The sequence below is a fragment of the Arthrobacter sp. NPDC089319 genome, assembly GCF_040684925.1.
Taxonomy (GTDB): domain Bacteria; phylum Actinomycetota; class Actinomycetes; order Actinomycetales; family Micrococcaceae; genus Crystallibacter.
On record NZ_JBFBGZ010000001.1, the window covers coordinates 285,771 to 298,040 of the forward strand.

General features: G+C 65.1%; 14 protein-coding genes. 10 read left to right on the forward strand and 4 right to left on the reverse strand.

Annotated features, from left to right (window positions below; all coding sequences use genetic code 11):
* Entirely contained in the window at positions 1 to 333 is a 333-nt protein-coding gene (locus AB0N75_RS01350; protein ID WP_364643995.1) for a hypothetical protein, read from the reverse strand.
* 269 nt (positions 334 to 602) lie between these two features.
* On the opposite strand from AB0N75_RS01350, the gene AB0N75_RS01355 reads away from it, so the two are divergent.
* The 8 genes from AB0N75_RS01355 (at position 603) to AB0N75_RS01390 (ending at position 8,486) form a co-directional block, all read left to right on the forward strand.
* Entirely contained in the window at positions 603 to 950 is a 348-nt protein-coding gene (locus AB0N75_RS01355) for a hypothetical protein (protein WP_364643998.1), read from the forward strand.
* Between the two features lie 105 nt (positions 951 to 1,055).
* Positions 1,056 to 1,361: a hypothetical protein gene (locus tag AB0N75_RS01360; RefSeq protein ID WP_127512819.1), complete on the forward strand. Its 306-nt coding sequence runs from the start codon at positions 1,056 to 1,058 to the stop codon at positions 1,359 to 1,361.
* Positions 1,362 to 1,435: 74 nt separating this feature from the next.
* Complete coding sequence (locus AB0N75_RS01365; RefSeq protein WP_364644001.1) at positions 1,436 to 1,813, forward strand: DUF6507 family protein; 378 nt, start codon at positions 1,436 to 1,438, stop codon at positions 1,811 to 1,813.
* A 116-nt stretch (positions 1,814 to 1,929) separates the two neighbouring features.
* Entirely contained in the window at positions 1,930 to 4,734 is a 2,805-nt protein-coding gene (locus AB0N75_RS01370; protein ID WP_364644004.1) for a hypothetical protein, read from the forward strand.
* A gap of 9 nt (positions 4,735 to 4,743) precedes the next feature.
* Positions 4,744 to 5,193, forward strand: coding sequence for a hypothetical protein (locus AB0N75_RS01375; protein ID WP_364644006.1), 450 nt, complete (start codon positions 4,744 to 4,746; stop codon positions 5,191 to 5,193).
* Between the two features lie 494 nt (positions 5,194 to 5,687).
* Entirely contained in the window at positions 5,688 to 6,002 is a 315-nt protein-coding gene (locus AB0N75_RS01380) for a hypothetical protein (RefSeq protein ID WP_364644009.1), read from the forward strand.
* 20 nt (positions 6,003 to 6,022) lie between these two features.
* Positions 6,023 to 6,925, forward strand: a complete 903-nt coding sequence (locus tag AB0N75_RS01385) for a hypothetical protein (RefSeq protein ID WP_364644012.1) — start codon at positions 6,023 to 6,025, stop codon at positions 6,923 to 6,925.
* 130 nt (positions 6,926 to 7,055) lie between these two features.
* Entirely contained in the window at positions 7,056 to 8,486 is a 1,431-nt protein-coding gene (locus tag AB0N75_RS01390) for an FAD-dependent oxidoreductase (RefSeq protein WP_364644015.1), read from the forward strand.
* Positions 8,487 to 8,600: 114 nt separating this feature from the next.
* Here AB0N75_RS01390 and AB0N75_RS01395 read toward each other — a convergent pair whose 3' ends face one another.
* On the reverse strand, positions 8,601 to 8,963 hold the full coding sequence (locus AB0N75_RS01395; RefSeq protein ID WP_364644018.1) for a hypothetical protein: 363 nt from the start codon (positions 8,961 to 8,963) through the stop codon (positions 8,601 to 8,603).
* Between the two features lie 147 nt (positions 8,964 to 9,110).
* Between AB0N75_RS01395 and AB0N75_RS01400 the strand changes: the two genes are divergently transcribed.
* A complete protein-coding gene (locus tag AB0N75_RS01400; protein ID WP_364644021.1) occupies positions 9,111 to 9,701 on the forward strand; it encodes a TetR/AcrR family transcriptional regulator in 591 nt (196 codons plus the stop codon).
* 107 nt (positions 9,702 to 9,808) lie between these two features.
* Complete coding sequence (locus AB0N75_RS01405) at positions 9,809 to 10,198, forward strand: ankyrin repeat domain-containing protein (RefSeq protein ID WP_364644024.1); 390 nt, start codon at positions 9,809 to 9,811, stop codon at positions 10,196 to 10,198.
* 84 nt (positions 10,199 to 10,282) lie between these two features.
* Here AB0N75_RS01405 and AB0N75_RS01410 read toward each other — a convergent pair whose 3' ends face one another.
* Both AB0N75_RS01410 and AB0N75_RS01415 read right to left on the reverse strand, forming a co-directional pair.
* The gene (locus AB0N75_RS01410; RefSeq protein WP_364644027.1) at positions 10,283 to 11,782 is read right to left on the reverse strand and encodes a catalase; all 1,500 of its coding nucleotides are present in this window, start codon (positions 11,780 to 11,782) and stop codon (positions 10,283 to 10,285) included.
* Positions 11,783 to 12,244 (reverse strand): Fur family transcriptional regulator, encoded by a 462-nt coding sequence (locus AB0N75_RS01415; protein WP_364644030.1) that lies wholly within the window; start codon positions 12,242 to 12,244, stop codon positions 11,783 to 11,785.
* Positions 12,245 to 12,270 lie beyond the last annotated feature (26 nt).

The following is a 12,270-nucleotide window of genomic DNA, read 5'->3' on the forward strand; positions in this document are numbered from 1 at the left end:
TCAGGCGGCTCCTGAATGGGGGGTAAGCGTGAGACGGAAACCGCCGCCGCCGTCGTCGTCGTCCGCTAAATCACCAGTGATCTGAAGGACGACGGCGGATTGGGCGCGCTGCTGCTGTTGCGCACGCAGGTCTTCGAGCAGGTTGGTCACAAACGAATAGCCGACGCAGACTGCGGCAATCACCGCGGCCATAGCCACGCTGAAGAAGAAAGTGCGCACGCTCGACTTCCACCGTCGCTGCAACGGGTTGTTGCCGTACAGCAGGGCGGTGGCCAGGCGGGTCCGCCGGACAGCCACGGATTCGATGAGCTGATTGTCGTAATCGTGTGCCATCCCTCTCCTCCCAAGCGGTGCGAAATACGGTGTGTCGCTTCTCGAGCTTATCGTTCCAATTGATGGACAAACTCGCTGCTGTCCCGCGCAGGATGGGGAGATGTACCCATTAACGCCGATTGACGCAGGCATGGGCCAGCGCGTTCCATGGTAAAGGCGGGGAACCGCCTCACGACAACCGGCCGGGCGGCAACCCGGCATTCGGCGGACGGGCCATGCCCGCCGGGACAGCGGCAGCTACAGCCCCGATGGGGCACGGAGGTGGAGCAATGAGCGGCAACCAGTTCATCAAAATGGAGAAGAGCGCGTTCGTCGACGCCGGCAAGGCCAGCGCGGCGGCCGACACCGAGCTGCAGGCACTGATGAAGGAACTCGAGGCGGTCCCGGAGCCGATGCGCAGCAACACGGCGGGTGATTTCTGGGAGAAGTTCAAGGGCATCATGGGCCGGGCCAACATGGTGGCTTCGGGACTGCAGAAGTCGCTGGTTTCCATCCAGCAGGGCCAGTCCGAGGTCAACACCACCATGCAGCAGGGCGAGCAGCAGCAGGCCGACGACGCCGACGCCACCGAGGGCAAGGCAGCCTGGGACGACGCCGTCTTCCGCAACCGCGGCTAGCGCTCCCGCCGCGTGAAGCGGCAACCGGCCGGCAGCAGCGGCCAACAGACGCACGCACCGATCAGAGACTTTCCGGCGAAGGCCGGGCATGAGGGAGGAAACATCATGGCAGACCAGAATTCATTCGCCTTTTCCGACGGCGGAGCATCGCAGGCCCAGGACAACCTGGACCGGGTGAAGAAGAAGCTCAACGCGCTGGTGGAGACCCGCAAGAAGGACGCCGCGGACCTGCAGGCAAAGTTCCAGGCCACTGACATCGCCGAGCAGTACGACCGTGTGGAGCAGGCATGGGCCGACGCCGGTATAGCTTTCGCGGGCATCATGGCCGATGTACACAAGCTGCTGGAAGACGCCAAGAGCACCGCGGGAAGCACCATCAAGACCGCCGGCGGAAAGATCGCCAACATCTAACACCGCCCGCAGAACCAAGGCGCGGTCAACATCCAGGGGCACAGGGCAACATCTAGTACGGAAGGCGGACAGCAGTGGCACTCGACGGCTGGGATATCGACCCCACCAAGGTCCAGGCGATCGTCAGAACCGCCAGCGGGCGGACCGAGGGCTTCGAGAAGGACTTCCCGGCGCTCGGCACGGAATTGTCCGAGATGGCCACCGCCTCCAAATCCGGCCCGGTGATGGAAGCGCTGAACGGCTGGGCGGAGAAGACGGTCCAGCCGGGCCTGGAGAGTGTCGGCGGACGCTTGCAGACCACGTTCCAGGGGACCATGGACGCGGTCAACGCCTACGTCCTCGGCGACGCCAGGATGGCCGGCGACGCGCAGGACCTGATCGGTACCCTGCCGGAGGAGGAGCAGGCCGTGCGCCCGCACAGCCCGCACGGTCCGGTTCCGCAAGCACTTTGAACCGGGCGCGCTGGACGCTGCAGTCTCCAACCCACTAGGCGCGGTAACCCGCACCACAGTCGCTCGAACCACTACACGTCTCTCGCACCACAGCTCGCACCACATAAGGGGAATTCATGACGGCCTGGGATCCGTATGCCGAGGCATACCCGCCGCGGCCCGACGCCGAACTTCTGCGCACCCACGCCAGGGCGCTGGATAAGACGGCCGAGGGCATTGTCGACGCGGTCGAGCTGATCGAGGGCGACTGGAGCGGACTGGAAGCGGTTTACAAGTCGCCGGAAGCGCCCCAAGCCTATGTTGCGGTCAAACCGGTCAAGACCACCGCCGAGGAGATCAAGGCCGACACCGCCGCCATCAAATCGGCCATCGAAACGTTTGCCGACTGGGCCGACACCTTCAAGGCCCGCTATGACGCGCTGGTGGTCCGTTGGCACGGCATACGTTCGCGGATCGCCAGCGAAGGCGACGACTGGCGCAAGGAAGAGGACCTGGTCAACGACGACAACCAGCTCCTCAAGGACGCCAATTCACTGGCGGCAGAGCACATGGCGGCCGAACGCGCATGCCACAATGCCATTACCGCGCTGTACGGCGGCATCACCCTGGTTGAGACCACGCAGGATGGCCCGGGCACCGGCCAGCAAGCCTACGGTTACTCGGCCGAACAGCTGGATTCCGCCACCGGGGAAGGCCACATCCCGTGGGGCAAGCCCACGGAGTGGGACAAGCCCTGGTACCGGGATGCCTGGGACGGAGTGGTGTCCTTTGGCAAAGGCGTCTGGAGCGGCATAACCGGCACGGTGACCGGCCTGTGGAACATGGTCAACTTCACCGACGGGGAAACCTTTGCGGCCACTTGGAAGGGCATCGGCCAGATCGCCCTGAACGTTGCCATCGTCTCCAGCCCGATCACGGCGGTGGTGGCCGAGAAGATCGGCGGACCGGGCACGGTCAAGAAGGCCGGCGAGGAACTGCTCGCCGTCGGCAAGGCAGCCATCCACTGGGACGACTGGCAGCGCGATCCGGCCTACGCCGCCGGCGCCACGGCGTTCGATCTCTCCGCCATCCTGCTCACCGCCGGCGGCGGAGCTGCCGCGAAGGTCGGTGGCGTGGCCAACAAGGTCACGGCCGTCAGCAGGGCCGGCGGCGTGGCCTCCAAGGTGCTGGACTTCTCGGGCCTGACCAAGACGGCGGGCGTCACCACGCGGGCCCTCGACTTTTCCAGCAACCTCAAGTTCACCGCCATCGACGTCACCACCAGCGGTTTCAAGACGGTCAGCAACACCGTCCGCCCGTACGTCAGCACCGCCGGACACACCATCACCGACGGGCTCCGGCATGCTTCCACCGGACTGCGCACCGGGTTGGATAACCTCACGACGTCGGTGCGCACCAGCGCTGACAACTTCGCCAACGCGCTGGGCGGCCCGCGTGTGGCTACCGCCGGCGGCGGCTTCACCACGCCGCACCGGTTCGACGCGGAGATGCCCTCCAGCCGGAACTCCAACAGCACCATGAACTTCGACGCCGACGGACCCAAGCCGCCCTCCGGCCAGTCCGGCTACACCGTCCCGGACCGCTCCGCACCGCCGCAGTACGGCCAGCGGATCGAGACCCCAGAAGCCAACGCCGGACGGGGGTCCGCGCCGGAAACCGAGGCGACGCGGACTGCCCCCGATGCGGAGGCTCCGCGGACCGCTCCGGACGCCGAGGCACCGCGGACTGCCCCGGACGCCGAGGCACCGCGGACTGCCCCGGACGCCGAAGCGCCGCATCAGACTCCGGATGCCGAAGCTCCCCAGACGGCACGGGAGCCGGACAACGCGCAGACCACTCCCGATAGCGAGGGTGCCGCCGTGGAGGGGGCACACGAGCCCGAAGTCATCGTCCGCCGTGACGAGTCGGGCCAGCCGACTGAAGTCATCATCGATGGCGAGACCCACACGGTGTCGACCCGCTCCGACCAGATCGCCCAGCTCCCGCGTTCCACTACGCCCGCCAACTGGGCTGATGCAGAATCTGTCCTGCAGCGGCACCTGCCGGAGAGCGACCTCGCCCGCCTCGACGACCTGCGGGGACCAGACGGCAAGCTGCCAAACGAGGTCATCGACAACCAATTGGCAGGCCTGATCGAACGCGAATTCGGTGCCCCGGACGGCAACTGGCCCAAACCACCAGAGAATGCCAGCGCCGTCGAGCGTGCACTTGCCCCGTTCACTAACCGCTACTACTACGACCTGACCGACAACCAGGCGGCGCTCATCCACGACTTGCGCCATGCGATGGGAACCGGCGATGTGGAGACTCTCTACCAGAAGGTCATGTCGGTAGACGATGCCGCCCAGGTCCTCGCCCGCACGGACAGCTACCCCGGGTCCGTGGGCGGCTTCATCAGCCAGGCGGCAGATACGGCACGGTTGGCCTCCTCCGGGGATATCGTCAACGGGCTTAGGCTCGACTACTGGCTTGATGATGCGGCTGGCCGTCGGCTCGCCTACCAGGCCGACAAGGTCGACGAGGTGGTGGCCATCCGATTCCAGGCACGAGACGATGCGGCTTGGGAAAACATAGGGATCCCCGACTGGTCCAACCGTGAGCGGGTTGGGGAGCTCCGCTACGACCGGGCACACGCGCGCCAGACCAATCAGCCGGAACTGCCCCAGGATCTAGAACGGGCCAAAGCCGAGCTAGCGAATGCCCGCGGAGACACAATCGAACCGGATGCAGCCAGCTGGCCCAACACCGGCCACGGCTTCACCAGCAGCCGGGTGGACGGCACCCCGGTCCTACCAGAACTCAAAGTCAATGGTGGAACGAATCTTCGTGACGGCGCAGAGATGTGGCGCATCAACAGCGCGGGCGAGGAAACGCTGGTGGGTGTCTACGATGCGCTTAACAACCGATGGGCCAGGGTCTAACAAATGTGGATGAGTGACGGAACCAAGCTTTCGGGATCATACGGCACTTGGCGGGGTGAAGAGCTCGAGTTGGACAGCACCCGCCCGCTCAGGGGGAAGCTCGTCCTGATCCAGGATGGGGGCGACAGTCCGGGGCCGGAGTGGGCTGAGCATCATTTTCCGAACCGGTTTGCCCGGACCCCGGTTCACTTCCGACGCATCGTAGACGCGAACGAAGTGTCGGACTTACATTCCATTCGTGCCACGGCCAAGCTGGACCGGGTGTCGGTCGAACTGCTGGCGGAGGATGACAAAGGGCGCCTCGCTGTACAGACTTTGGGCGGGGCCGCGCCGAACTTCATGAACGGGTTCGTGGAGGAATTCGGGTTTGAGCGCTACGAGAATGCCTTTGTTTTCGGATGGGTTCCCCGGCACGCCCTCGTCGATATCACCATCGAGCGTACAGAGCGTGATGGATGACTGTCCCACAATGCAGAGTGTCCAGTCGATCTTCGTCAGGGTGTCAGGGGAGTCTAGGTTAGGGTCAAGGCCATGTGGATGCCTGATGGAACGAAACTGACTGGCTGTTACGGTACGTGGCGGAATGGTGAACTGGAACTGCGCTCTCCGGTCTCGTTCAAAGGCGAGTACACCCTTATTCAGGATGGGGGAGAACAGCCCGGGCCAGAATGGAAGCGGGACACCTTTCCAAACAGGTTTGCTCGGACTCCTGTGCGCTATCGTTTCCGCGTTCCGGAAGTCGAAATCGCCGGTGTGCACGAGATCCTGACCACGGGCTAGAGGACGACTGGAGGGGAGATCGGATTATGTGGCGTAACGATGGCTCGAAGCTAACTGGTACTTATGGGACCTGGCAGGGGCACGAATGTGAGCTGTGGAGTTCTGCTAGTGATCGCGGGAACCTGACTCTGGTTCAGGATGGAGGAGAGCAACCAGGGCAGGGCTGGAAGCGCTTGGATTATCCCAACAGGTTCGCCCGGACACCAGTCCGTTACTACAAGGATGTCGATGCGGCCGCCGTCTCCGAAGTCCATACCGTGCGGGCGACGGCGAAGCTGGATAGCGCCTCCGTTGAGCTTTTGGCTGAGAACGACGAGGGACGCCTCGCCGTGCATACTTTGGGGCAGATGGCCTTTGCAACGATGCAGCGGTACATGGATCAGTTTGGGTTCGAACGCTATGAGAATGCCTTCGTGTTCGGCTGGGTCGAGCCACATGCCCTGCAGGACCTGAACATCGAACGCACCGAGCGGGCGCACACAGCGTGATCAAGAGTGGAGCGAAAAGCATGAACGGGATAATCCTGCAGAAAGCTGTAAGCCCGGCCCTGGGCCATAGCTATCTGGCTAACTCCGCGGACACGGTCGCCGGCTACGTGTTGCGGGCGGCTGACGTCCTGGACGCACGGACCCCGGACCTGTTGTTCGACGCCCACGGTTTGGGGTTTTCAGGGTCTCCGTGGCAGCGGGATTCGGAAACCATCGATGTGATCCGATTCCAGTCCCCGGTTGGTAACTACCTGCACGACGCGCTTGCGCCGGAGTTTGTGGACCGTGAGCCGTTTACCGGAACCGGATTCACTTCCTGGGACGGTGGGCGGGCGCCGTTGTTCTATCTCGATGAAGTGCGGCTGCCGGCCGGAGCGGAACTCTGGCGCATCGGCCGGAACGGGTCGGAGGATCTGCTCGCGGTCTATGTCGATGTAGCCCGGGGCTGGGCGGTGGTCGCCGCTGCAGTGAAGATGGAGCCGAAGCCGGTACCGCCGTCGTCGTTGCTGGGCTGGCGTGCCGAATGGCGGGGGGCAGAATTCGTTGCCGACGTGGTCGATGACGGCAACACCGTGGTGCTCTCATCGCCCGGTGAGCCGCCGGCGGAAGTTTCCGGTTTCGAGGAGACCCCGCGCGGGGTCTGGCGGGCGAAAGTTCCGCTGTCGGACATCACCGACCTCTACGAACTGAACGTCTCCTGCACCTTCAACGGGCTTCCTTTCCGGGTCCTCGATACCGCGATGGATGGCAGCCGGCGCATCTTCCGGCTCTCCTACACCGGTCACAACGCAGACTTCGCCGAGGGCCTGCAGCTCGATAAGGCCGATGCCGGCGTCTACCGGACCATTGCTGCCGAGGACGACGTTCAGGATCTGCAGTTCGTGCAGAACCGGCTGGCCGGCCTGCCGGGAGCGGGCAGCTAGGAAGCTCTGCTCCGGATGCGCTGACCGGTGAGACGCCCGGCACACTGTTAGGCGGCAAACCCGCGGGCATTTAGAATAGGAAACTGTGCGCTTATTGCGCAGGAGGATTCCACAAGAAGAAGGACTGCCCGTGTCTAACTCTGCCGAGGCCATCACCCAGCGTCCCCTCAGGGTGGCTATCATCGGCGCCGGACCAGCCGGCGTCTACGCCGCTGACATCCTCACCAAGGCTGAGCGGGACTTCGAGGTCAGCATCGACCTCTTCGACCGCTATCCCGCTCCGTACGGCCTGATCCGCTACGGCGTGGCGCCGGACCACCCCCGGATCAAGGGCATCGTCAACGCGCTGCACAAGGTGCTGGACCGCGGCGACATCCGCTTCTTGGGCAACGTCGACTACGGCCAGGATCTGACCCTGAGCGACTTCCGGCACTTTTACGACGCCGTCATCTTCGCCACCGGCGCCATCAAGGATGCGGCCCTGGACATCCCGGGGGTTGAGCTGGACGGGTCCTACGGTGCCGCCGAGTTCGTCTCATGGTACGACGGCCACCCGGATGTGCCGCGGGAGTGGCCGCTGGACGCCAAGGAGATCGCGGTCATCGGCAACGGCAACGTGGCACTGGACGTGGCCCGCATCCTGTCCAAGCACGCCGAGGACCTGCTCAGCACCGAGATCCCGGATAACGTCTACCGCGGGCTGAAGAGCTCGCCGGTCACCGACGTGCATATCTTCGGCCGGCGTGGCCCCGCCCAGGTGAAGTTCACGCCGCTGGAACTGCGCGAACTCTCGCATTCCCGCGACGTGGACATTGTGCTCTACCCGGAGGACTTCGACTTCGACGAGGGATCCGACGAGGCCATCCGCACCAACAACCAGACCAAGACCATGGTCAACACGCTCACCAACTGGCTGGTGGAGGAACAGGACACCGGTGCCTCGCGTCGGCTGCACCTGCACTTCCTGCACACGCCGCTGGAAATCGTCGAGGGCACCGGGGACGGCGCCGGCCATGTTGCCGCGATCAAGTTCGAGCGCAACGAACTGGACGGCACCGGCAATGTCCGCGGCACCGGCGAAATCGTCGAGTACCCGGTCCAGGCCGTCTACCGGGCCATCGGCTACTTCGGCTCCGAACTGCCCGAGGTCGGCTTCGATGCCCGCCGCGGCGTGATCCCCAACGAGGGCGGGCGCGTGATCGACGAGGGCGGAAGCCCCGTCCCCGGCATCTACGCCACGGGCTGGATCAAGCGCGGCCCCGTCGGCCTGATCGGTCACACCAAGGGCGATGCGCTGGAGACCATCGGCTTCCTGCTCGAGGACCGACTGGACCTGCCGGCCGCCGAAGAACCTGACGAGGACGCCATCATCAAGCTGCTCGAAGAGCGCGGCGTTGCGTACACGACCTGGGAAGGCTGGCTGAAGCTGGACGCCCATGAGCGGGAGCTTGGCGCTTCCTTCGTCGCGGACAACAACAACGACGGCGGTGCTCCCGCCGTCGAGCGCGAGCGCGTCAAGGTAGTTGCGCGCGAAGACATGATCAACATCTCGCACCGCTGAGACAAGCTGGCCGGGCCGTCGGTGGTCGATGGGGGCGCCAGCGCCGAGTGCGGTGGTCGATGGAGGCGCGCCAGCGCCGAGTAGAGACCCGAACGGCCTGCCGGTGGCGGAGTCCTAACCCTTGACGTAGAAGCGCAGCACGTCTCCGCCGGGCAGTTCCACCCGGACCTTGCCGTTGCCGGCTAGACTGAGGCGCGCACCGGGGTAGGTGGAACGCAGGCTGTTGAGCAGCGTTTGATACGGATCCGCGGGCGGAAGTTCCGTCCCGGATTGAATTTCCGCGGCCTGGCGGTTGAGTAAGGCCCGGAACCGCCCTCCGAACCGCTGCAATCGAGACTGTGCTGGGACCACCATCGCCTTGTTGCCCGCTTCCTTGCTTGCTTCACTGCCGGCGGCCGGCCGGTCCGATTCCCCTGGGTCGGCCCTTTCACCAAGTATGGGAGCCGCGGGCCGTAAATGCGCGAGGTGTTCCGGCAAGTCGCGGAAGAGCCTGTGATTCGCGCGTTCCGGCGCGCACACAAACCCAGCGGCTAAGCTGAGACCCGGCCGGATACGACCGCTCGCGGAGCGAACCGATCGGCGTCGTACCAGCACAGGTCCGAGCAGCAGGAGGAAGCGCACCGCATGGCCAGACCGCAGAACCCGCAGCGCAAGCCCCAGCTGCTCGAAGACATCCTGGACTACCTGCAGGACAAGAATCTGGCCGAGCTGTCCTTCCGCCCGCTGGCCGAAGCCCTGGGCATCAGCAGCTACATGCTGGTCTACCATTTCGGGCACCGCGAACAGCTGCTCGAGGAGATTGTGCACCGGGTCCAGGAGCAGCTCTCGGCGCCGTCGCCGGAGCAGTTGGCGGGCCTGGACGCCCCTGCACTGCGCCGGCAGTTGCTGCTGGTCTGGGAATGTTCACAGACTCCGCAGAGCCGCGTGCTCCAGCGGCTGGGATTTGAGGCGGCCATCCAGCGGGCGGCCGCCGCACAGTCCGCGCCGGACGGATCCGCACTCCGGGCGGCGGGTTTTTCCATGTGGCGCGAAGCCGCTGCAGGCTGGCTCAGCGCACGCGGGGCAGACGAGCAGACATCGGCAGCCGAGGGAACGCTCTTCGCCGCCGGACTGTGCGGCTTGTGGTTCGGACAGGTCGCAGCTGCCCAGCCGCCGGAGGGGACCACGGCAGCGTTCCACTTGTTGTTGGAGCGCCTCCTGCAGGCAGCCCCCTGACGCCCGCGACAAGTGAACTGGCGCGCCGCCCACCTCAAAAGGTGCCGCAGCGGCAGAAGCCGGGCTCCGCCGTCGTGGTTTGGTACAGGCTCGCATAGTCTGGGGGAGTGACCAACGAAAAGCCGCTCAGTGAAGAACAGACCCAACGGATTGTTGGCATCGCCATGGATTTGGCCCGCGAGGGCAAAACCGGCGAGCTGGCTGAGTTCCTCGACCACGGCCTGCCCGTGGATGCGCTGGACCCGGACCGCAACACCCTGTTGATGCTGGCCTCCTACCATGGGCAGGAAGAGACCCTGGATATGCTGCTGGCCCGGGGCGCCAACCCGGACATCCGCAACGTCCGCGACCAGTCCCCGATTGCCGGTGCCCTATTCAAGGGTGAGGACGCGGTCGTGGCCAAGCTGCTGGCGGCCGGCGCGGACGTGGATGCCGGCACGCCGTCCGCGCGCGATGCGGCCAAGATGTTCGGCCGCGAGCACCTGCTGGAGAAGTAGGCATCGATCCTAACAACGAAAAAACTGCCCGGGTCCGGCCGCAATGGCTGGTCCCGGGCAGTTTTATGCCGTCAGGCGAGGGGATTACGCCGAGTCGGTGTTCACATCCACCGCGGAGATCTTGCCGGCCTGCAGGGCCTCGATGGCCTTGCGCACGCCTTCGCCGTAGGCCGGGTCGGCCTTGGTGCAGTTGGCGATGTGGCGTTCGATGGTGGCTTCGGAAGCCCCGTCGATGGCGCGGGCGGTGTTCTCGAACAGCACCTGGCGCTGCTCGGCGGTCATCTTCTCGCGGAAGAGGATGCCGGGCTGCTCGAAGTAGTTGTCGTCGTCCTCGCGGAAGTTGAACCGGTCGGCCACGGCGCCCACGGCCTGGGCCGGGTCGCGGTACGCCGGCTGTTCCTGCCAGCGTCCGTAGCCGTTCGGCTCGATGCCCGGGGTTGCGCCCTGGTTGCCGTCCACGCGCATGGAGCCGTCACGGTGGAAGGAGTTGACCAGGCCGGCGCCGCGCGGGTAGTTCACCGGGATCTGGTGGTGGTTGACACCCAGACGGTAGCGCTGCGCATCACCGTAGGAGAACAGGCGGCCCTGCAGCATGCGGTCCGGGGAGAAGCTGATGCCCGGCACCACGTTGGCCGGGGTGAAGGCAGCCTGCTCCACGTCGGCGAAGTAGTTCTCCGGATTACGGTTCAGCTCCCACTCGCCAACCTCGATCAGCGGGTAGTCCTTCTTGGACCAGACCTTGGTCAGGTCGAACGGGTGGTACTTGTAGGTCTCAGCATCGGCCTCGGGCATGATCTGGACCATGAGCTTCCACTTCGGGAAGTCGCCCTTGTCGATCGAGTCGAGCAGGTCGCGCTGGTGCGACTCGCGGTCTTCGCCGACCAGAGCAGCGGCGTCGGCATCGGTGAGGTTCTTGATGCCCTGCTGCGTGCGGTGGTGGAACTTCACCCAGAAACGCTCGCCGGCGTCGTTGATGAAGCTGTAGGTGTGCGAGCCGAAGCCGTGCATGTGGCGGTAGGACGCCGGGATGCCGCGGTCGGACATGACGATGGTGACCTGGTGCAGGGCCTCCGGCAGGTTGGTCCAGAAGTCCCAGTTGTTCTCGGCGCTGCGCAGGTTGGTGCGGGGATCACGCTTCACCGCGTGGTTGAGGTCGGGGAACTTCAGCGGGTCGCGGAAGAAGAACACCGGGGTGTTGTTGCCCACCAGGTCCCAGTTGCCCTCTTCGGTGTAGAACTTCACCGAGAAGCCGCGGATGTCACGCTCGGCGTCGGCTGCGCCGCGCTCGCCGGCAACGGTGGAGAAACGGGCGAACAGCTCGGTCTTCTTGCCGACCTCGGAGAAGATCTTGGCCTTGGTGTACTTGGTGATGTCGTTGGTCACCGTGAAGGTGCCGAACGCACCGGAGCCCTTGGCGTGCATGCGGCGCTCGGGGATGACCTCGCGGTCGAAGTGCGCCATCTTCTCCAGGAACCAGACGTCCTGCAGCAGCATCGGGCCGCGGGGACCAGCGGTCAGGCTGTCCTGGTTGTCCGCTACGGGCGCGCCCGCAACGGTTGTCAACGGCTTGGTGTTATCAGCCATTTATGTATCGCTCCTTGTCGGATCTTCCAATTGAAGGTCTTTCGTGGCACTGCAGGCGGGACATATGCCCCAGAACGTTACCTCGGCTTCGTCAATCGAGAAGCCGTGGTTATCGCCCACCGTGAGGCACGGTGCCTCGCCTACGGTGCAGTCGATGTCGGCAATGTCGCCGCACCGCCGGCACACCACGTGGTGGTGGTTGTCGCCAACCCGGGCCTCGTAGCGCGCCGGGGAGCCTGACGGCTCGATCCGGCGCAGCAACCGGGCATCGGTCAACGCGGCAAGCACGTCGTACACGGCCTGCTTCGAAACCCCGCCCAGCTCGTCCCGCACCATGCCGGTGATGGCATCGGCGTCGGCATGCGGGTGCGCGCGGACTGCTTCCAGCACCGCGGTCCGCGGACGGGTGACGCGCAGCGAAGCCTCGCGCAACATGTCCTCGGGTTCCCTCATATCGACCATGACAGCCATTCTGGCAGCTTTTCTGG